Annotated in this window: 18 protein-coding genes; 7 read left to right on the top strand and 11 right to left on the bottom strand. The window is 70.0% G+C overall.

Annotated elements, in window-relative coordinates:
- Positions 1-92: 92 nt before the first annotated feature.
- The 6 genes from AB0927_RS08130 to AB0927_RS08155 form a co-directional block, all read right to left on the bottom strand.
- Positions 93-2,297 carry a glycosyltransferase family 39 protein gene (locus tag AB0927_RS08130; RefSeq protein WP_366666692.1) on the bottom strand — a complete coding sequence of 735 codons (2,205 nt, stop codon included), beginning with the start codon at positions 2,295-2,297 and terminating at the stop codon, positions 93-95.
- Positions 2,294-3,586, bottom strand: coding sequence for a bifunctional glycosyltransferase family 2/GtrA family protein (locus AB0927_RS08135; RefSeq protein ID WP_366666693.1), 1,293 nt, complete (start codon positions 3,584-3,586; stop codon positions 2,294-2,296). Before AB0927_RS08135 ends, AB0927_RS08130 begins: the two co-directional genes overlap by 4 nt.
- Before the next feature lie 14 nt (positions 3,587-3,600).
- Positions 3,601-5,325, bottom strand: a complete 1,725-nt coding sequence (locus tag AB0927_RS08140; protein ID WP_366666694.1) for a HAMP domain-containing sensor histidine kinase — start codon at positions 5,323-5,325, stop codon at positions 3,601-3,603.
- Entirely contained in the window at positions 5,325-6,062 is a 738-nt protein-coding gene (locus tag AB0927_RS08145) for a response regulator transcription factor (protein ID WP_366666695.1), read from the bottom strand. Before AB0927_RS08145 ends, AB0927_RS08140 begins: the two co-directional genes overlap by 1 nt.
- A 101-nt stretch (positions 6,063-6,163) precedes the next feature.
- Positions 6,164-7,036 (bottom strand): DUF2797 domain-containing protein, encoded by an 873-nt coding sequence (locus AB0927_RS08150; protein WP_366666696.1) that lies wholly within the window; start codon positions 7,034-7,036, stop codon positions 6,164-6,166.
- Between the two features lie 127 nt (positions 7,037-7,163).
- A complete protein-coding gene (locus AB0927_RS08155; RefSeq protein WP_366666697.1) occupies positions 7,164-7,532 on the bottom strand; it encodes an HGxxPAAW family protein in 369 nt (122 codons plus the stop codon).
- Between the two features lie 93 nt (positions 7,533-7,625).
- Here AB0927_RS08155 and AB0927_RS08160 point away from each other — a divergent pair, with 93 nt between their 5' ends.
- Both AB0927_RS08160 and AB0927_RS08165 read left to right on the top strand, forming a co-directional pair.
- Positions 7,626-8,117, top strand: a complete 492-nt coding sequence (locus AB0927_RS08160; protein ID WP_366666698.1) for a MarR family transcriptional regulator — start codon at positions 7,626-7,628, stop codon at positions 8,115-8,117.
- 150 nt (positions 8,118-8,267) lie between these two features.
- On the top strand, positions 8,268-9,443 hold the full coding sequence (locus AB0927_RS08165; protein WP_366666699.1) for a hypothetical protein: 1,176 nt from the start codon (positions 8,268-8,270) through the stop codon (positions 9,441-9,443).
- A 38-nt stretch (positions 9,444-9,481) separates the two neighbouring features.
- Here AB0927_RS08165 and AB0927_RS08170 read toward each other — a convergent pair whose 3' ends face one another.
- The gene (locus AB0927_RS08170; RefSeq protein ID WP_366666700.1) at positions 9,482-9,910 is read right to left on the bottom strand and encodes a DUF6234 family protein; all 429 of its coding nucleotides are present in this window, start codon (positions 9,908-9,910) and stop codon (positions 9,482-9,484) included.
- A 227-nt stretch (positions 9,911-10,137) separates the two neighbouring features.
- Here AB0927_RS08170 and AB0927_RS08175 point away from each other — a divergent pair, with 227 nt between their 5' ends.
- Positions 10,138-10,260 carry a tectonin domain-containing protein gene (locus AB0927_RS08175; protein ID WP_366666701.1) on the top strand — a complete coding sequence of 41 codons (123 nt, stop codon included), beginning with the start codon at positions 10,138-10,140 and terminating at the stop codon, positions 10,258-10,260.
- Positions 10,261-10,343: 83 nt separating this feature from the next.
- Here the strand turns inward: AB0927_RS08175 and AB0927_RS08180 are convergent, their stop codons facing one another.
- Entirely contained in the window at positions 10,344-11,885 is a 1,542-nt protein-coding gene (locus AB0927_RS08180) for a hypothetical protein (protein ID WP_366666702.1), read from the bottom strand.
- Positions 11,886-12,182: 297 nt separating this feature from the next.
- Complete coding sequence (locus tag AB0927_RS08185; protein WP_366666703.1) at positions 12,183-14,705, bottom strand: hypothetical protein; 2,523 nt, start codon at positions 14,703-14,705, stop codon at positions 12,183-12,185.
- Positions 14,706-14,822: 117 nt separating this feature from the next.
- On the opposite strand from AB0927_RS08185, the gene AB0927_RS08190 reads away from it, so the two are divergent.
- Entirely contained in the window at positions 14,823-15,023 is a 201-nt protein-coding gene (locus tag AB0927_RS08190) for a hypothetical protein (protein WP_366666704.1), read from the top strand.
- Between the two features lie 12 nt (positions 15,024-15,035).
- Here AB0927_RS08190 and AB0927_RS08195 read toward each other — a convergent pair whose 3' ends face one another.
- Positions 15,036-15,506, bottom strand: a complete 471-nt coding sequence (locus AB0927_RS08195) for an NUDIX domain-containing protein (RefSeq protein WP_366666705.1) — start codon at positions 15,504-15,506, stop codon at positions 15,036-15,038.
- A 2-nt stretch (positions 15,507-15,508) separates the two neighbouring features.
- Positions 15,509-16,252 (bottom strand): XRE family transcriptional regulator, encoded by a 744-nt coding sequence (locus tag AB0927_RS08200; protein ID WP_366666706.1) that lies wholly within the window; start codon positions 16,250-16,252, stop codon positions 15,509-15,511.
- 107 nt (positions 16,253-16,359) lie between these two features.
- On the opposite strand from AB0927_RS08200, the gene AB0927_RS08205 reads away from it, so the two are divergent.
- The 3 genes from AB0927_RS08205 (at position 16,360) to AB0927_RS08215 (ending at position 18,200) form a co-directional block, all read left to right on the top strand.
- Positions 16,360-16,602 carry a hypothetical protein gene (locus tag AB0927_RS08205; RefSeq protein ID WP_366666892.1) on the top strand — a complete coding sequence of 81 codons (243 nt, stop codon included), beginning with the start codon at positions 16,360-16,362 and terminating at the stop codon, positions 16,600-16,602.
- Between the two features lie 247 nt (positions 16,603-16,849).
- Entirely contained in the window at positions 16,850-17,293 is a 444-nt protein-coding gene (locus tag AB0927_RS08210; protein ID WP_366666707.1) for a hypothetical protein, read from the top strand.
- Positions 17,294-17,363: 70 nt separating this feature from the next.
- Positions 17,364-18,200 (top strand): protein kinase, encoded by an 837-nt coding sequence (locus AB0927_RS08215; protein ID WP_366666708.1) that lies wholly within the window; start codon positions 17,364-17,366, stop codon positions 18,198-18,200.
- Positions 18,201-19,139 lie beyond the last annotated feature (939 nt).

A 19,139-nucleotide genomic window follows, 5' to 3' on the forward strand; every position in this document is an offset into this window, starting at 1 on the left:
GGCCGCTCGGGCCGCTGCCCAATGCTAGGGGGGAGCGGGGGCGGGGGACGCGGGCCTGGACCTCCGTTTCTGCTCGGGCGTCGGTGTCCTCCTCAGCCGTCCGTGCGCTGGGTGAGGTCGTAGAAGGTGGCGGAGCCGACGGTCACCTTCTTGAAGGTGCTCTGGACCCAGGAGCTGATCTGCGTCCCGGTCCCGGTCCCGCCCCCGGCGCCCTCCGTGCCCCGGCCCATGCCGCCGCCCATGCCGCCGCCGGCGATGAAGTAGTGGATCCGGCCCTCGGCCACGTACTTCTCGAACTGGGCCGGCGTCGGCGACGGGTCGGTGCCGTTGAAGCCGCCGATCGCCATCACCGGGTCACCGGTGGCGAGTTGGTAGCTCGCCGCGTTCTGCGAGCCGATGGACGCGGCGACCCAGGTGTACCGGGACGCGTCCTTCTCCAGCAGCGCCTTGGCCGCCGAGCCGACGTCCGCGCCGTCCAGCAGACCGCCGAGGCCGCCGGTGGGACCGCCGCCGCCCTCGCCGGTCGGGGCGCCGCCCGGGAAACCACCGCCGAATTCGCCGCCGGCGCCCGGGAACCCGTTCCCGTTCCGCCCGCCCGGCATGCCCTGCCCGCCGCCCGGTACACCTTGCTGTCCTTGCTGCTGTCCCGGCTGCTGCCCCTGCTGGTTCGGCTGCCCCGGCATGCCACCGCCGCCGAACCCGCCCGGCGCTCCGCCGGGCCGGCCGCCGCCGAAGCCCATCATGCCCGCGCCCGCCGGGCCCGCCGTCGGGATGGAGCCCTGGTGCGCGGAGTTCACCGTGCTCAGGGTGTACGCGGTCGGGCCGGCCAGCGCGGCGACCAGCGCCAGCGCCGCCGCCCCGAGGGCGAGGGGCCGCGTGACCCGCCCGGCGAAGATCAGGCCGAGGGCCGCCACCAGCCCGCCCACCAGCACCAGCCACCTCAGCCAGGGCAGATAGGTCGGCGTGCGGTCGAGCAGCACATACCCCCAGGCCGCGGCCGCCACCACGGAGGCGGCGAGGGTGAGCGAGGCCCACACCTGCCGGCGCCGCTCCCACAGTAGTTCGGCACCCATGCCGACGACCGCGGCCAGATAGGGAGCGAGGGCCACGGTGTAGTACTGGTGGAAGATGCCAGCCATGTAGCTGAACACCGCCGTGGTCATCACCAGGGACCCGCCCCAGACCAGGAACGAGGAGCGGGTGACCGACGTACGGCCGCGCCGCCGGGTCGCCACCAGGCCGGCGACCAGCAGGATCAGCGCGGTGGGCAGCAGCCAGGAGATCTGGCCGCCGATCTCGGAGTCGAACATCCGGTTCCAGCCGGTCGCCCCCCACATCCCGCCGCCGGCGCCGCCGCCGGGACCCCCGCCCCCGCCGACGCTGCCGGTCTCGTCGCCGTTGAGCCGACCGAACCCGTTGTAGCCGAAGGTCAGTTCCAGAAAGCTGTTGTGCTGCGAACCGCCGATGTACGGGCGGGACGAGGCCGGCCACAGCTCGACGATCGCGACCCACCAGCCGCCGGAGACCACCAACGCGACGGTTGCGGCGGCCAGTTGACCGAGACGCTTCTTCAGGGACACGGGTGCGCACACCGCGTACACCGGCGCGAGCACCGGCAGGATCAGGAACGCCTGGAGCGTCTTGGCGAGGAACGCGAGGCCGATCGCGGCCCCGGCCCACACCAGCCACCTGGTCCGGCCGTCCTCCAGCGCCCGTACGACGAGGTAGCAGGCCACGGCCATCAGCAGGGCGAGCAGCGCGTCGGGGTTGTCGAACCGGAACATCAGCGCCGCGACCGGGGTGAGCGCGAGCACCGCCCCCGCGATCAGACCGGCCGCGGGGCCGGACCGGCGGCGTACGGCGGCATACACGACGGCCACGGTGGCCACGCCCATCAGCACCTCGGGCGTCAGGATCGCCCAGGAGCCCAGGCCGAAGATCCTGACCGACAGCTCCATCGGCCACAGCGCGGCCGGGGGCTTGTCGACGGTGATGGCGTTGCCCGCGTCCAGGGACCCGAAGAAGAACGCCTTCCAGGACGTGCTGCCCGCCTGGACGGCCGCCGAGTAGAAGGAGTTGGCGTAGCCGGAGGCGCTGAGGTCGTAGAGGTAGAGCAGCAGCGTGGCGGCGAGCAGCCCGAGGAAGGCCGGGCGCACCCAGCGGGGGTCCTCGGGACGGCCGCGCCACAGCCGGCGCGTAAGGGGCGGCCGGGTCGCGGGGGCCGGGGGCGGCTCCCAGCCGGTCGTGCCGCGCGGCCTCTCGGACGCGTCGAGCGGGCGGTCGTGGGAGGTGCTCATCGGGACCCTTCCGGGGTGTCGGTGTCGTACGGCTGCCGCTGGTCCGGGAACACCCAGGCGCGGAAGAGCAGGAACCGCAGTACGGTCGCGGCGAGGTTGGCGGTGACGAGGACCGCCAGTTCGGTGGAGTGCGCGGGGTGGCCGCCGGCCGCGTCCAGGGCGGCCAGGGAACCGCTGGTCAGGGCGAGTCCGATGGCGAAGACCACCAGGCCCTGCGCCTGGTGGCGGACCGCGCCGCCGCGGCCGCGCACCTTGAAGGTGAGCCGCCGGTTGGCGGCCGTGTTGGCGACGGCCGAGACCAGCAGCGCGAGGCCGTTGGCGACCTGTGGCCCGCAGAACTGCCGGAAGCCGCTGTAGAGCAGCAGGTAGAAGAGGGTCGACAGGACGCCGACCACGCAGAAGCCGACCAGTTGGCGGGCCAGTCCCCTGGGCACGCCGGTCAGTTCGCGGTCGCGCGGGTCGTCGCCGAAGGGCCGGGCGAGCCGGTCCAGCGGCAGCGAACCGGTGGCGAGCGCCCGGCCGATCCGCCACACGCCCTTGAGGTCGTCGGTCGCGGTGCGCACGATGTGCACGGTGGAGTCGGGGTCGTCCACCCAGTCGACCGGCACCTCGTGGATCCGGAGCCCGGCCCGCTCGGCGAGCACCAGCATCTCGGTGTCGAAGAACCAGCCGGTGTCCTCCACCAGCGGCAGCAGCACCCGCGCCACATCCCCCCTGATGGCCTTGAACCCGCACTGCGCGTCGGAGAAGCGGGCCTTGAGCGAGCCGCGCAGGATCAGGTTGTACGCCCGGCTGATCAGCTCGCGCTTGGGGCCGCGCACGACCCGCGAGGAGCGGGCCAGCCGGGAGCCGATCGCGAGGTCCGAGTGTCCGGAGATCAGCGGCGCGACCAGCGGCAGCAGGGCGTTGAGGTCGGTGGACAGATCGACGTCCATGTAGGCGAGGACCGGTGCGCCGGACGCGGACCACACGGCCTTCAGCGCGCGGCCGCGGCCCTTCTGCTCCAGTCGTACGACGCTCACCCCGGGCAGCTCGGCCGCCAGCCGGGCGGCGACCAGCGGGGTGGTGTCCGTGGAGGCGTTGTCCGCGATCGTGACGCGGAAGGCGTACGGGAAGGTGCGCGTCAGATGCTCGTGCAGCCGGCGGACACACGGCTGGAGGTCCTGCTCCTCGTTGTACACGGGGATCACCACGTCCAGGACGGCCGCCGTACCGGCGACCGGGACCGGCAGGTGCTCCCGGGCCGGCAGGGCGCCGGTGGGCCAGTCGGGAGAAGAGTCGGTTCGCATGGAACCGACTCTTGTCAAGGGGCCTGTCGCACCGATGTGGTGGTGCTGTGGTGCGGCTGTGAGTGCGGATCGGCGGCGCGCGCAGGGGCGTTGGAACCGGTGGGGATGCCGGAACCGGTGGGGATGCCGGAACCGGTGGGGGTGTCGGGCCCGGTGGGGCTGACGAGGCTGATGCCGAGTGCGGGCAGGCGCACGGTGAACACCGTCCGGCCGGGGGCGCTTTCCACGCTCACCTCGCCGCCGTGCGCCGCGACGACGGCCTGCACGATGGCGAGTCCGAGCCCGGTGGATCCGGTGGCCCGCGACCGGGCCGAGTCCCCCCGGGCGAACCGCTCGAAGACATGCGGCAGCAACTCGGCCGGGATGCCGGGCCCGTCGTCCTCGACGTCCGCGCACAGCCACGGCCCCTCCCGACGCACCCGCGCGGTGACGGTCGTACCGGGCGGGGTGTGACGCTGGGCGTTGGCCAGCAGGTTGACCAGGACCTGCTGGAGCCGGGCGGAGTCCGCGCGGACCAGCGCGGGTTCCTCGGGCAGGGCGAGCCGCCAGTCGTGGTCCCGGCCGGCCGCGCGGACATCGCTGACGGTGTCCACGACGAGCGGCACCAGGTCGGTCCGCCCGAACTCCAGCGGCCGGCCCGCGTCCAGGCGGGCGAGCAGCAGCAGGTCCTCCACCAGCAGGGTCATCCGCCCGGCCTCGGACTCGATCCGTCCGAGGGCGTGCCGGGTGTCGGGCCCGACCTGTTCGCGGCCGCGCCGGGTCAGTTCGGCGTAGCCGCGGATGGAGGCGAGGGGGGTGCGCAGTTCATGGCTGGCGTCGGCGACGAACTGCCGTACCCGCGTCTCGCTCTGCTGCCGGGCCTCCAGGGCGCCGTGCACGTGGTCGAGCATCCGGTTCAGCGCGGCGCCGACCTGCCCGACCTCGGTGTGCGGATCGCACTCGGCGTCCGGGACACGCTCGCTGAGGTTCACCTCGCCGGTGTGCAGCGGCAGCTCGGAGACGCGGGTGGCGGTGGCGGCGACCCGGCGCAGCGGCCGGGTGGCGACGCCGACGATGACGGTTCCGGCGAGGCAGGCGGCGAGCAGCCCGGCGGCGGTGACGCAGACCTCGACCAGGATCAGGGTGTTGATGATGCCGTCGGTGTCCTCGGTCGGAATGCCCACGTAGAAGGAGCCGTTGGGCCCGGTGACGTACTGGGCCCGGTAGCTGCCGAGGCCGGGGAGGCCGAGGGTGTGCGCGCGGCCGTCCTCGGGCACGGTGCCGAGGGCCGCGAGCTGGGCCCCGTCGAGGTCCTGGGCGCTGGTGTACGGCGTGGACTTCGCCTTGCGGCCCACCTTGCCCTCGGTGGCGGTGCCGTCGCTCGCCTCGGCCACGACCGTGTACTGCGGCTGCGGACCCAGGGCGACGAACTGGTCCAGTTCGATGCCCGGGGGCGCCTGTCCGCCGCCGGGCATGCCGGGCCCCTTGCCCGGCCCCGGCGGGGCGAAGGCGCCGGAGGCGCGCTTGCCGACCTCGTCCAGCCGGCCGTCGAGCTGCGCGTACAGGTGCGAGCGCAGGGCCAGGGTGGTCACGGTGCCGATCACCGCGCAGACGACGGCGATCAGCACGACGGAGACGACCACGAGGCGGGTGCGCAGGGTGCGGGGAGAGCGGGGGGAGAGGAGGGACCGGAGGGAGAGGAGGGGCCCGCGTACCGGGCTCGACCGGGGGGCCGGTCGAGGCCGGAGGGGTCCGTTCATCACACGGCGGGCTTGATCAGGTACCCGGCGCCGCGGCGCGTGTGGATCATGGGGTCGCGCCCGGCGTCGATCTTCCGGCGCAGGTAGGAGATGTACAGCTCGACCACGTTGGCCTGCCCGCCGAAGTCGTACGACCAGACGCGGTCCAGGATCTGCGCCTTGCTGAGCACGCGCCGCGGGTTGCGCATGAGGAAGCGCAGCAGCTCGAACTCGGTGGCGGTGAGGTGGATGGAGTCGCCGCCCCGCGTCACCTCGTGGCTGTCCTCGTCCAGGGTGAGGTCGCCCACGACCAGCACGGACTCGGACCGCCGGTCGGTCGCCCCGGACCTGCGGATCAGCCCGCGCAGCCGGGCGACGACCTCCTCCAGGCTGAACGGCTTGGTCACGTAGTCGTCGCCACCGGCGGTGAGTCCGGCGATCCGGTCCTCCACCGCGTCCTTGGCGGTCAGGAACAGGACGGGCACGTCCGGCAGTTCGCGGCGCAGCCGCCCGAGGACGGCCAGCCCGTCCATGTCCGGCAGCATCATGTCGAGGACGACGGCGTCGGGCCGGAACTCGCGGGCCGCCTGGAGGGCCCCCTGCCCGTCCGTCGCGCTTCTGATCTGCCAGCCCTCGTAGCGCAGGGCCATGCTCAGCAGTTCGGTGATCGACGTCTCGTCGTCGACCACCAGCACGCGAACGGGGCTCCCGTCCGGCCTCAGCAGTTCGGTGCGCCCCTGGGGCGAGGTCGTGGTCATGGCGGCCACACTGTCGGGGCCCTCTGAGAAGAGTGTTTCACCAGTCTTGGTTTTTCCTGAGAAACGCACAGCTCCCACTCAGGCAACGCCTGGGCGGCCCCTCAGAACAGGCCCTCCTGCTCCCGGGGGAACTCCCGCACTGGCAGGGCGAGTCCGCCGCCCTCCCCCGCCGAGGGCACGATCCCCCACCCCCGCATCAGCCGGGTGTCGAGCACGACGACCCCGCGCCCCGGCACCGCCAGATGGAGATCAGGCCCGGCGGCCGCGACCAGTTCCCCGCTCACGGCACCACCGGGGACGAGCTCGGCCACCTCGCCGAAAGCGGCCGGTACGTCTTCGAGCCCGAAGGCCCGTACATGGTCGACGACGTCACAGGGCTCGGGCCGCAGGGACTCCGGCCACCGGGCGAGCGCGACGGCCCGCAGGTGCAGCTCCCGCACCTCGGCCGCGCGCTCCTCCTCCGCCTCGGGCAACTTCGCCCGGACCGCGCGTTTCTCGGTGTACGCGATCCGGTCCGGCACCCCCAGCGCGGCCCGCAGCAACTCCTCGGTACGCCGGGCCGCCATCAGGGGACCGGTGCCGAGCCAGCTGAAACAGACCGCCCCCTGCTCCAGCAGCCGGGCCGGCCCCCGCTCGACGGCCGTGATGCCGACCTTGACCATGCCCGGCCCGAACCAGGCGAGGTAGACGCGGTACGGCCGCGGGTCATCGGCCATCGTGTCGGCGGCCACGGAGTGCGCCCGGTCGAGCCGCGCGCACTCCTCACACCGGGCGCCCGTGCCGCGCCCCGGCACCGCCGCCCGCGCCGGACAGGCGTGCCCCCGCGCCCCCACACAGGTCCGCCCGCTCCCCTCCGGCACGGCGAAGCCCACCCGCTGCCCCCACGCCGGCGTACTGGTCCGCCCGCCCTCCCAGGCGAGCACGAAGCCGTCGCCGGACCAGCGAAGCCCTGAACATCTCCACATCCGTGCCATCACCCGTGAGGGTAGGGGGCGGGTGTGACAAGTGCCCTGGGCGACGAGATCCGCGGGTCAGCGATCCGTCGGCGGGCGCCCGCCGAGGTGCACCTTCACTCGACGGGTCGTTCGCTCGACAGGTCGTTCACTCGACGGCTGAGGTCAAGGGAATCGATTCGCCATCCCGCGGCGCGGCGGGCACGGTCACCTCGGCGGCCCCTCGCCCCCGTCCCGCCAGCCGGCAGCTGAGGCATCCCGTGTGCCCCTGCCGGGCCTGTGCGTCGCGGACCCGCAGCGGCCACTGGCCCCTGGGCCGCACCCCCGGCGGCTTGCCCCAGCCGGCCAGATGCAGGACCCAGGTCACCGGGACGCTCACCGCCGCGAGGACGAGTCCGCCGACGATCAACGGGAGCGAGACCGCGCACACCCCGAGCCCCACCGCACAACCGCCCACCGCCGCGACACCGAAGCCGGTCCAGCCGGCGATCGTGTGGCCTTCGTCGTACAGACTCATGGGGCAGCCTCCAGGGACGAGACCGACGAAACTCTCTCACTGACTAAGGCATTCATGGCTCGAATATCTCACGGACTAAGGGGAATTGGACAGATGCAGGGCACACCCCACCCGTCGGCCACCCCGGCCGAGGCCCTGTCGGCGATGGACCACCTCATCGACGCCCACCTGATCGGACAGCAGGAACTGGCCCGGCGCCTGGGCCTGACCGTCACCGATCTGGTCTGCTTCACCTTCGTCCGGCGGGCGGGCGAGGACCTGCTCACGGCCGGCGACCTCGCCGCCCGCGCACACGTCACCACCGGCGCGGTGACCGGCATCCTGAACCGCCTCGAACGTGCCGGATACGTCACCCGCCGCCCCGACCCCACGGACCGCCGCCGGGTGCGGGTGGCCGCCGTACCGGAGGCGGTCACCCGCGTCCAGGCGATGTACGCGGGCCACCACCGACGCCTCGCGGCCCTGCTCACCGACTACACCCCGGACCAACTGGCCGTCATCACCGACTGGTTCACCCGCTCCACGGCCATCGCGCACGAGTACCTGGAGAAGCTCAACTTCGGCGACCCGACGGAGGAGTGCTGACCCCGGTCAGTCCGGGCCGACCGGAAATTCCGAGCGTTGCCGGCGGGGCGCGGGATAGCCTCCCCTGTCGTCTCTCCGGGCACGGGCACGGCATGGGCATGGGCACGGAGATGGACATGAGCATGGGCATGGGCATGGGAGGCACCAGCGTTGTCAGGCCGATCCGCCGTCCGCCCGGCCGGGCTCGTCAGGCTTCTTCTCGCCCTGGCGGCCTCGGAGTTCGGGGACAGGCTGGTCCAGGTGGCCTACGCCCTGATCGCGGTGCGGGCGGGTTCGACGACGTTCCTCGCCGCCGTACTGGCCGCCCAGACGGTCCCCGTCCTGGTGCTGACCCCGCTCGTCAGCTCCCGGGGGTGGATCCGCTCGCGGACGGCGTGGCGGGCCGGGCTGACCGGGCAGGTGGCGGCGTTCGCCGGCGCCGCCACGATGGCGGACCACCGGATCGCCGTCCTGGGCTGCGTCCTGGTCGCCGCGTCCTGCGAAGCCCTGACGATGCCGTTCTCCCGCTCGCTCCTGCACGCGCTCAGCGACGGGCGGCAGGCCGAACTGGCCAGGTGGTGGGGGGTGTCGAAGGCGGGGGCCGGTGCCGCGGGCATGGGGCTGGCCGGTGTGCTGGTGACCGTGTCCGGCACGGCGTCGGCCTTCGCGCTGAACGCCCTCACCTTCCTGCTGGTGCTGACCGTGGCCTGGTCGCCGCGGGTCCCGGAGGACGACGCGCCGGGGCGCCGTAGCGCCACCGCGGGTTTCCGCCGCCTGGTGGCACCCGGCGCGTTCGGGACCCTCGGCCTCCTCTGCGTGACCGCCATGCTGCTCACCACCAGCCTGGAGGGCGTGTCGGGCCCCTTCATGCTGGCCCGGACGCCGGAGTACGACGCGCACGGGCTCGGCGTGGTGCTGGCCTGCTGGGCCGTGGCGTCCATGATCGCGGCGGCGGTGACTCCCCGGCGGGTCACGGGCGTCCGGGCCTTCCTCCCGCTGGCCGACGTCCTGGTGGCCCTGGCCGTCGGCCTCCCCAGCCTCGGCCTCCCCTTCTGGTGCGCGGCCGTCACCTTCGCCCTCGGCGGCATCGGAAACGGCGTGTTCAACCTCCTCCTCACCCGCGTCATCTGGTCGGGCGTCCCGGCCGAGGGCCAGCCGCACGCCTGGGCCGCCTTCAACTGGATCCTGAACGCGTCCCTGTTCCTGAGCTTCTCGGTCGGCCTCTTCCTCCGGCCTCAGCACGCCCCCGCGCTGCTGGCGACCGCCGCGGGCGTCTGCCTGCTCGCGGGCTGCTCGTACTTCCTGGTGCTCGCGCGGGCGCCCGAGGCGGCCCGGACGATCGCCTGAGCCGGCCCCGCCGTCTCAACCTCCACCCCGCCGCCGTCTCAGTCGCCGTCTCGGCCGCCGTCCTTGCAGCCGGACGCCGTCGGCAGGTCACGGCACCGCTGATCCTGGTGCGACTGCACCGCGGCCCCGCCGACGATGACGACGCAGATCAGGACGGCCATGATGGTCTGCGTGACCACCGTCACGACGGCCCCGGCCCGCGCGGCGATCACGGTCGCCACGACGGCGAACACCCCGACTCCGCCGACGGCGGCCAGGTACTTCCACAACGGGTCGGCGGTGACGGTCCTGGCCGGGTCGAGGTTGAACACGGACAGGTACCAGAGCCAGAAGATGCCCACGAGGAGGATCAGCTCAAGGAACACGAGACCGCATCCGGCCCCGATGTCGGCCCCCGGATCGGTGTGGCGGCGGCGCCCGGGACCGGTGGTCGCGTCGAAGGCCGGCGGAGCGACAGGCAGATCCATACCCGTCACCCTGCCCGCGCGGGCAGGACGAGCGCATGAGTACGACTACTCAGCCCCACCCGTCAACACCCTCCACCCGGCCGACCCACACGGATGAACGCGGTTCAGGCCGTCCTGTGGATCTCCGCAGGGATACCAGACCAGCCCACGTCGGCAACCACCTCCACAAACATGGCTTTTGGGGAGCGTCCCTCCGCAGCATTTCCAAGCGGAAAGGAGTCGGCGGCATGGCCGACTGGAAGCAGATCAGCGGCGCGCTGGTGCGGATCACGGCGGGATCCAGGACCAACGTGTGGGGAGTGAACGCGGCCGGAAACATCTACCGCTACACCGGCGACCTCCCCGGCTGACCCACGGCCCCCTGGAGAGAGGCCCCGGATCTCTCCAGGGCCTCTCGTCTGTGTGCGCTCGGCAGGATTCGAACTCACGACCTTCAGCGGTCGCCGACATCGAGTCCACGTCGATTCGCCTTGCGGCGCCGGGCCACCGTGAACAGCGTGGCACCGGCCGCCAGGGCCACGGCCGCCGCCGAGTACCACGGCAGCGGGCCCGTGCCGCCCGGCCCCGGGCCACCGCCCGTCCTGCCGTCGACCGTCACCGTGATCGGCGCGGTGTTGTTCTCGGCCTTATTGTCCTCAAGCGGGCGCGACACCCTGATCGAACCGGGGGCGAGGGCACCCGGCTCGTCGATGCGCAGTTCGAAGACGAACGGCGTGACCTGTCCCGCGTCGAAGTAGAAGTCGCCCTCGTAGTCCTGGCGGCACGTGTAGCGCTTGGCGCCGGGCTTGCCGTCGCCGGACCCGTTCCAGGGGCTGCACAGGTCCGGGGCCTTCACCGCCGTCGTCCCGGCCGGGAGCTTCACGTCGATGTAGGAGGTGACGCCCTCGCCGGGTTCACCCATGGAGTTCGCGATGGTGGCGGGCCCGATGTTCCGCGCGCCCAGTTCCACCTTCACCACCTGTCCGGCCTTGCCGTCGACCGTGTCCCCCACCGCCGCGAAGTCCATGGAGTTCGCCACCTCGACGCCGCCGCGCGCCTCCCCGAACTCCATCGTTCCGGGACCGCCGGCCCGCGGGACCAGCTTCAGCTCGCGCCCGGTGCCGCGGTGGACGCCGGTGAGCGGCGACGAGGATCTCCCGGCCGCCTCGCGCACGTACAGGCGCCACGAATCGTGCAGCGCGCTGCCGCCGACCTTCAGCGAGAGCTGGTCGAAGTCGTAGGAGCCGCCCGGTTCGACGGGCGTCTGCACATAGCAGCGTGCCTCCACGCCGTAGTCATCCCGCTTGCCGTACTCGCAGTTGCTGAACTCCTCCGTGTGCGACAGCCCCTGGGACAGGGTGATGTCCACGTAGACGCCCTTCAGCGGCCGGGCGCTGTAGTGCGTGAAGCCGACCACGGGGTGCACTGTCGTGCCCGGCCTCGTCGTGGTGCTGAAGTCGCGGCCCTGGTCGATGACCGGACCGACGTCCTTCACGGCGGCCTTGAACACCGTCTGCCCGAGCCGCGCGCCGCCCGCCTCGCCGAAGACCTTCACCTCGCCGGTGAAACCGGGCTTCGCCGCCGCGAGAGCCGTGAAGTCCAAGGAGGGCCCGTCCAGCAGATCGCCCGGCCTCAGCGGCTCGCCCCCGTGCAGTTCCCTGCCATCGCACACGAGGACCAGGGGCTGCTTCTCCACGCAGGCCGACGGGTCACCCGACAGCTTCATCTGCCCTTCGAGGGCCGTGGCGTCGACCGTCACGGTGAAGTCCGTCAGCTCCCGCGAGCCGGTGCTGCGCGCCGTCAGGGACGCGCGGCCGCCGAGTTCCCCCTCGTACGGCTCCACCCGGACCGGCTTGTCACCCAGGTCGTGGACGAACTCCAGCGACAGCCCGGCCTCGGCCGCCCGACCGGCGGACGGCGCGCCCAGGGACAGCAGCCCCACCGCGAGGGCGATGGCGCTCGCCCGCAGGGCGTTGCGGGACATACGACTCGGCACGGCGCTCCTCTGCCGGACGGGCGAACGGGAGTGATCCAACCGCCGCCTCAGACCGGCAACGCGCGCCAAAGGTTGCACAAACCACAAAAGCCGGAAGCCCCGTGGATCTCTCCACAGGGCTTCCGGTCTGCTGTGCACTCGGCAGGATTCGAACCTGCAACCTTCTGATCCGTAGGATCGGGCAGCAGGCCACGGGGCGTACCAGCGGCTTCCCACTCTGATGGCCTGGGTGCGCGAGCCTGCGCGTCCGTGTGCCGCCGTTGCCGTCAGCGTTGCCGTCACTCTCGAGCTGGGCAGTCACAGCCAGGGTGCTGTAGGCAGGCCGTCTGCATCCAGCCCATGCGGCCATCGAGCACCTAGTTGCAAATGCTGAGCTTTGCCCGCGTCAGCTGCCTGCTGATAGTAGGCGTCTGCCCCCTGCTGGTCGCCAGCCTTCTCCCGCCGCCGAGCCAGTTTAGCCAGGGCACTCTCGTCACCAACCTCGATCGCCTGACGATAAAGAGTCTCGGCCGCTTCAAAGTCCCCCGCCTCCTCTCGACGTGTCGCAAGGAGGCACAAGGCAACGGTGTCGCCACCATCTGCCGCTCTCCGGGCCAATTCTTCGGCCTCTGCCCAGTCTCCGCTGTCGTCGCGCAGCTGGGCGAGGTACGTCAGCGCCATTGCATCGCCATCATCTGCAGCCATGGTGACCAATGCTTCAGCGCCCTCTCGATCACCGGCATGCAACCGCATAGCGACGAGCGGAAATATTGCGGAAAAATCACCGACGCCCACAGCTTGGCGGATCAGGGCCATGGCTGCGGCCGACTCTCCGAGGGCATCCCGCAGCACCGCTAGTGAGTACAGCTCATGGGGCTTTCCAGCATCTACCACTTGCTTCTCCAATGCCTCGGCGCCCTCCCCGTCTCCGGCCTGTCGCCGCAACCGGACCAAGGCCACCAGAGCTCGGGATTCACCAGCATCAGCAGCCCGGCGATACATGGATGTGGCGCCAGCGGAGTCCCCAACTCGCTCCCGCTGCTCCGCCAGGAGGTATAGGGCCAAAGGATAGCCACCAGCCAGGGCCGACAACGCCACAGCTTCGGCCCCCTCCCAGTCACCATCGTCCACCAAATTGAGCACTAGATGGATCACCGCACGCATATTCCCAGCGTCGGCCGCCAGACGAAAAAGTGAATAAGCTTCCCGCTTAGCTCCGCATTTCTTATGAATGAAGGCAAGTTCAAGCAAAGCATCGCTATAACCTGATTCTGCAGCCTGCCGAAAAAGCGCTACTGCTTCCTCGTCGCGACCAAAGCTTTCCTGCATGCGCCCCATGTACACCAACGCGCTCGGGTCTCCGAGGTCAGCGGCCCGCTGGTGCAGATGATAAGCCCATCGGAGGCGATGTCGATCCAGAGCGGATTCCGCCAGATCGTTGAGGTCTTCGGCGTGGGCCAAGTGAGTAAAGGCCGCGTGCCAAAAAGAGTCGGGCGGGCATTTAGTTCGACGTGTCTTGCGTCCATGTTGCTCAAGGTAGTCCGCAAGCCGGAACATAGGACCGGTCGAAGGGTCTTGTGGTGCGCCGGGAGGGCTGCCAGGAGGACGCCGATCGGGGCGGGCACCAGTACGGCGCAGAGGTGCCTGTTTGCCGTGAACTGGACGGGCGAGATCGGCGAAGGATGATTCCGCCCAGTCTTCCGTGAGCTGATCAAAATTTCCATCGCTCAGATAGCCACTAGCAGCATCGATGAGGAAGCTCTGGGGCAGATGCAAACCAATACCGAGGCGGCGCCCGTCCATTGCTGCCTCCAGCAAGGCCTTGGCAGCCGGAGTGCCCTGTTCGTAGCGCCGCAGCAGTTCGGGGGCTCCGGCGAGATCCTGAGCTAACCGTCCGCCAGCAATTGCCCTTGTCAGGGCATCAGCCAACAGCTGATCACCGTTTTCCGCAAGAGAAGCCGCGGCTTGCAACGCCTGCTCGTCGAAAGAATCCGGAACCGTCAGTGTCCGCCCCGCCAGCAACTCCCGCACTCTGCTGTACCGGTCTCTTTGACCCGGCGAGGTCAAATCCGTGTATTCGTCGGCGAACTCAGGCCAAAGAGTACCCAACACGAGAATGGGCCCCCGCGCCGGTTCAGTGAGCAGGCTGTGGATGGCAGCTGCGACCCGCTCTCCCAGACCAGGATTGCCCAGGTAATGCTGCGCCTCGTTGAGCCATACCACGGTGCAGGGGCGCACTCGTTGCAGCCCCTCAAGTGCGGCCTCGCTCCGAGTCGGGTCGAAGGGATGCCATAGCCGCCATCCCCTGCTCGCCAGTGGCTGAACAGCTTCCCAACAAGCCCTCGTCTTGCCTGTTGAGGATGACCCGACCAGGACAACCATCCGGCTGCGGCCTTCAGTCGCATCTCGGACCGCCTCCGCAAGAATCCGATCGTGATCCCGCATAACGTAGCCGGACAGGTGCGTCAGACCCTTAGAACGGCCCCAAGTGATAGCAGGGCCGGCAGGATGGACCTCCAAATCATGAGGGTCCCAGTCGCTGATCGGTTTGCCTGGGCCCTCATCAGTACCGCAGATTGGGCCGGGCTCTTCGGTCGCAACCCTTCGAAGATCCAACAACTCCTTCTCCGGCAGTCGCAACACCCGTGCCAAGGCCACGACCGTCTGTGCTGATGGTGCGGCGATCGCATCGGGTTGAAAAGCCATCTGCACCGTCGTGCGACTCAATCTCGCCTGGGTGGCCAGCTGAGTTTTGGTCAGCCGCGTGCGAGCCAGCCCGTCTGCCAACCTCGTCTGCAGTTCAACAAGCGCTGCGTTCCGCTCCTGCTCAGGTTCGTGCACTTGCCCCCCAGACTGGTGTGTTCGCCAGTGTTCATCTTTGTCCAGCCGCACCCCGCCACACAGCCGTTCCGCGACAGTCCAGACACATCAATAGCCAGTCAAGTAAAGGAGCTTGTCGTGTCCGGCCTCGCCACTGTTCTGCTCACCATCGCGTTTGTGGTCATCGTCGCGCTGCTAGCCGCCGCCGGTGCAGGCAAGCTCGCCCGCCTGGACGGCGCCACCTACCCCACGGCCGTCATGAGGGCTGCCACCACGTTCGCCACCGTACTCACGCTCGCGGCTGCCCTGGCCGGCGCGCTCAGCCAGGTCTTCTCCTGAGCCTCTTCGAGGTCAACCGAGATAGGGCCGCTCACGGTGTTCCAGGAAGTGACGGATCCGGAGCCGCTGCGTGTGGTGCATCGGCAGCTGATCAATCTCCTCCGGCTGGACGAACCGCAGCTCCGTGGACTCGTCCGAGATCGCGAGCCGGCCCCCGACCGCGCGGGCGGTGAAGCAGACGTTGAACTGCCTGCGCACCTCACCGTCCGAGTAGGCGATGACATGGCGAGGGTCGGTGTACGTGCCCACAAGCCCAGTGATCTCTACGTCCAGACCGGTTTCTTCCTTCACTTCCCGGACGGCCGTTCCCGGGAGTGAGTCGGTCATCTCCATGCCGCCACCTGGCAGCGCCCAGAGATCGTTGTCCCGTCGGCGCTGAAGGAGAATGCGCCCGTCGCCGTCGGTGACCACGGCGGACGCGGCGACCACCAGGCTGTTCGGCTCTGGTGCCGCTGGGTCGTCGTAGTACTCGGTCCGTGCCATGGTCACCCTTCTCGTACCGGCGTCGCGGTCTCCCACACCGCGTCGAAGCTGCTGGCGTAGGTGTCGAACATGCCGCCCTTTCCGCTGCGCCGGAGATGCCACACGGGAGCACCGTAGGCGTTCACGCCCCAGACATGAGCATTGACCAGTGCTTGGTCATCCGCACGATAGATCGAGTTGTAGAGCGTGGTGGCATGGGTGCGCACCTCGATGCCAGGTACCCCGGCAAGCGGGCGGTAGTGCATGAGGGCGAGTCGGCAACGGGACTCGATGCCGTGGCCGAACCTCTCCTCTGCGCCGCGCTGTTGGACATTCGTACTGTCCGGGTCGCCGATCGCGATACGGACCGCACACCCGTCGTCCGCTCGCTCTCGCAACAAGTCGTTGAGCCGCGGGTACGCCTCGTGCAGGAATACGGCGGCGTACACCAGCACGTCGATGCGCTCGCGCGCCTGGGTCAGCATGTCCACGAAGGTGGACACGGGGATGTCCGCCCGCTGGCCGTAGAGGGCCACAAGTTCCGGACTGACAGCGCGGGCAGGACGTGCCTGCCGGAGCGCGGGCCATAGAGCGTGCACGTCTTCTCCTAGTGTTTCCGCTGCCAGCATGGCCGTGGCACGACGCGGCGTACGCCCCAAATTGACCCATCGTTCGACGGACTTGGGATCGACTTCCACCCTGTCCGCGAGGGCGGCGTACGTCCAGCCGCCGACCGCCATGGCAGCACGTAGCCTCTCGTTCGGCATCCCAATCTCTCCTAACACCTGGGGACGGCACTAGGGACGTTCTACCTGACGCGGGACGTCCCGAAGTGGGGTTTGTCGGAGGTTCCGACGTCCTGATGAGCGGCAGGATGCTCGTCCGCATGGCGAGCAACCAGCAGACCAGACCAGGCATCGGGGAACTGGCGAAGGACACTGCCAGTGGACGTATCGGCGTCGTCATGGGCGAGGTCGGCGCCCGGGTGCAGATAAGGCCCGTCGGCGGCGGCGTGGAGTGGGATGCCCTGCCGGACAACGTGGTGACCCTAACCGCGCGGGAAGAACTGAGCGCCCGCCTGGCCATCAAGAACGGCAACAGCCGGTACGGCCTGTGATGCGCGCCATCGGCCGGTATGCCGGGGTCCTGTTAATCATCATGATCAGCGGATCGTGTGGCCTGGTGATCGGCATGGCCCTCGGTACCAGCCAGTAGACCGGCCGCCCCGAACGGGGTGCCACCTTCCCTGGCTCCCCCTTCCCCGTTCGGGGTCGGCCTTCCATCCCCCGGTCGCCATAGGCCGTGCCTCGGCGACCGATGCAGGCGCAAGTGCCAGAGCACAGCGACGCTCAAGGAGTATTCGCATGACGGCAACGGCCAACGACCAGAAGACCGGTCGCGCGGTGGCTGGTGAGGAGCTGTTCGACAGCCTCACCCACTTCGTGATCGTCCACAACGGGCAGTCCCGCGAACGGGCCGAGCGGATCGCGGACCAGGCGGTGGCCTTCGTGGTCACCGCCTCGACCGCAACCGTCTCCATGGTCCCGTCCGACGATGTGGACCTCGGTCTGCACGCGCTCATCCTGCACACGAAGGAGTACGCCGCGCTCTGCGACCGGTACGCCGGCCGCTTCCTCCACCACAACCCCATGCCGGGCGGAGGGCCCCGTGACCCGAAGAAGGTCGCCGCGTCCGCGCACGCGATGAAGGCGGCCGGGTTCATGGTCTTCGACGGCCTCTGGACCGTGGACGGCACGAACCTCGCGCAGTGCGACGCGGACTGCGGCCGTCCGTACGGCCAGGCGTAGCGACACGACACCAGCGACGCGGCCGGTCTCGATGCGAGGTCGGCCGCGTTGCCCGGAAGGAGAACAGACGTTGTCCGGGACACCCCCTGAACTGCCGATCGTCGTGCTCGACGCACTGATGCCCAAGGCTCAGCGCCTGGTCGTCAATCGTCGGGGTTCGATGGTCTGGAAGGTCGAGAGCCATCGGGGGCAGTACGCCGTGAAGGTCGGTTACCCGATCGAGGCTACGGCCGACTGGCCCGCCCAGCCCTGGCCGGCACTCGCCCCCGCACGCGAAGGGGCCGTGCTGTACCGACTCGGCCTCGATGACTTCGCGTACGGCGAGTGGGAGCTGGGCACCTGGAACTTTCAGCCGTGGCACGAAGGGCCCGACCTGTACGAGCTGTGGAAGCCCTGTCGTGAGCCGGGCTCTCGTATGGAACCTCACACCAGTGCGGCTCTCGGCTGTGTAGGGGCGCTGGCCGAGTTGCACCACAAGGGCTGGGCCCACGGCGACGTGCAGCCCGCACACTTCATCATCGGCCCGGATCGCACGCACCTCATCGACCTGGCCTTGGCGCGCGGCGGACATGTCCCCGAGGGATACGACTTCCCGTTCCGCGGCTGCCTCGTCCACTACGAGGCGCCGGAGATCGCGCGCAGCGTGCTTGCGACCGGAGAGGCGGAGCCTACGCAAGAAGCCGATATCTATGCGCTCGGCGCGTCCCTGCTCATTTCCGCCACGGGCTGGCGGGCCGTCGAGTACCCGGACGATGCACCGCGCCCCGAGCAGAGGCGAGCCGTCGCGAGTGGCAAGCGCCGGCCTGTGAAGGTGCATGGCGAGCTGGGCGAACTTATCGACGCCATGCTCAGCCCGGCGCCCGAAGACAGGCCCACGATCTACGAGGTCGGCAAAGCCCTGAGCTGAGCCGTAGACCCACAAGCAGAAGACCGGACCACCCCTCGGCCTGGACAGCATTCGGGGTGGCCCGGTCGCGGAATCCCTGGTCAGGACCCCGGTGCCGATGGTACCGGGGCGGTTGGCGTGCCCGTATACGGGTGTTGTTCGAACCTCGGTTCCTCGTTGTCGCGTTGGAGAGGAGTTCTGACCTGAGCCACCGAAAGCCAGCCACGACGGCGGGTGCGCCGAACGAGCACCCGTCACGTGTGTTTCCAGCAACCACCCGCCGGCCTCGACCACGCTTCTTCGATGCGTCACGGTCCTCGGTCCCATTCCGGCCGAAGCGTTGTCAGCGTTGCATGACGCATGGGCACTGCCTGCGGCTCTGCGGCCGATCCGGCTTGGAGCGGCGGCCGGTTGGCCGGTGTGGTCACGCTTGGTCGGTGTCGGCCTGGTCCTGGTGCTCGGAGCGGTCGGGTTTCCTCCTGGCCTGGTAAACCGCCTTGGCGGTGCTGCGCGCTGAGCGGGTGGGGGCCGCCGGAGCGGTGGCGGAGACATGGAGCGGCGGCGGCCCTGGGCCGCCAGCGCGCGCGGCCCGCCGCAGGCGGGCCGCCTTGATCCAGTAAAGAAACTCTGAACAGCTCCGCTGCGCTGGGCTACTGACCGGGCGCGCGGCATGCACTGACCTCGACTATTCACATGGTCGTCGGTCCGTGCGCCGCGTTGAGCCCGATAGATCCGCTTTCATACCAGTTCGCTCTCGCGGTCGCCGAAACTTTATCCACAGGCCAGAGCTTGCAGGATGCCATTGCGGGCTTGGTCGGGGCATTCCCCGTCATCCCGTGACCTCTTCGTGATCTCGGTCGGGGGATGGTCGGCAGTGAGCGCTGAACTGTTTTCTTCCGAGCGACTGTCACACCGGCGAACTTTCCGACACCTGTAGCAGATGAGCCAGAGATCCACCCC

Source organism: Streptomyces sp. NPDC048106, from assembly GCF_040706415.1.
Lineage (GTDB): Bacteria > Actinomycetota > Actinomycetes > Streptomycetales > Streptomycetaceae > Streptomyces.

Bases quoted from the DNA above. Each gene is read 5' to 3' on its own strand.
- AB0927_RS08140 (WP_366666694.1), bottom strand. From the start codon at position 5,325: ATGAACGGACCCCTCCGGCCTCGACCGGCCCCCCGGTCGAGCCCGGTA.
- AB0927_RS08210 (WP_366666707.1), top strand. From the start codon at position 16,850: ATGACGGCAACGGCCAACGACCAGAAGACCGGTCGCGCGGTGGCTGGT.
- AB0927_RS08155 (WP_366666697.1), bottom strand. From the start codon at position 7,532: ATGAGTCTGTACGACGAAGGCCACACGATCGCCGGCTGGACCGGCTTC.
- AB0927_RS08200 (WP_366666706.1), bottom strand. From the start codon at position 16,252: ATGCCGAACGAGAGGCTACGTGCTGCCATGGCGGTCGGCGGCTGGACG.
- AB0927_RS08135 (WP_366666693.1), bottom strand. From the start codon at position 3,586: ATGCGAACCGACTCTTCTCCCGACTGGCCCACCGGCGCCCTGCCGGCC.
- AB0927_RS08130 (WP_366666692.1), bottom strand. From the start codon at position 2,297: ATGAGCACCTCCCACGACCGCCCGCTCGACGCGTCCGAGAGGCCGCGC.
- AB0927_RS08160 (WP_366666698.1), top strand. From the start codon at position 7,626: ATGCAGGGCACACCCCACCCGTCGGCCACCCCGGCCGAGGCCCTGTCG.
- AB0927_RS08195 (WP_366666705.1), bottom strand. From the start codon at position 15,506: ATGGCACGGACCGAGTACTACGACGACCCAGCGGCACCAGAGCCGAAC.
- AB0927_RS08150 (WP_366666696.1), bottom strand. From the start codon at position 7,036: ATGGCACGGATGTGGAGATGTTCAGGGCTTCGCTGGTCCGGCGACGGC.
- AB0927_RS08175 (WP_366666701.1), top strand. From the start codon at position 10,138: ATGGCCGACTGGAAGCAGATCAGCGGCGCGCTGGTGCGGATCACGGCG.
- AB0927_RS08145 (WP_366666695.1), bottom strand. From the start codon at position 6,062: ATGACCACGACCTCGCCCCAGGGGCGCACCGAACTGCTGAGGCCGGAC.
- AB0927_RS08205 (WP_366666892.1), top strand. From the start codon at position 16,360: ATGCTCGTCCGCATGGCGAGCAACCAGCAGACCAGACCAGGCATCGGG.
- AB0927_RS08170 (WP_366666700.1), bottom strand. From the start codon at position 9,910: ATGGATCTGCCTGTCGCTCCGCCGGCCTTCGACGCGACCACCGGTCCC.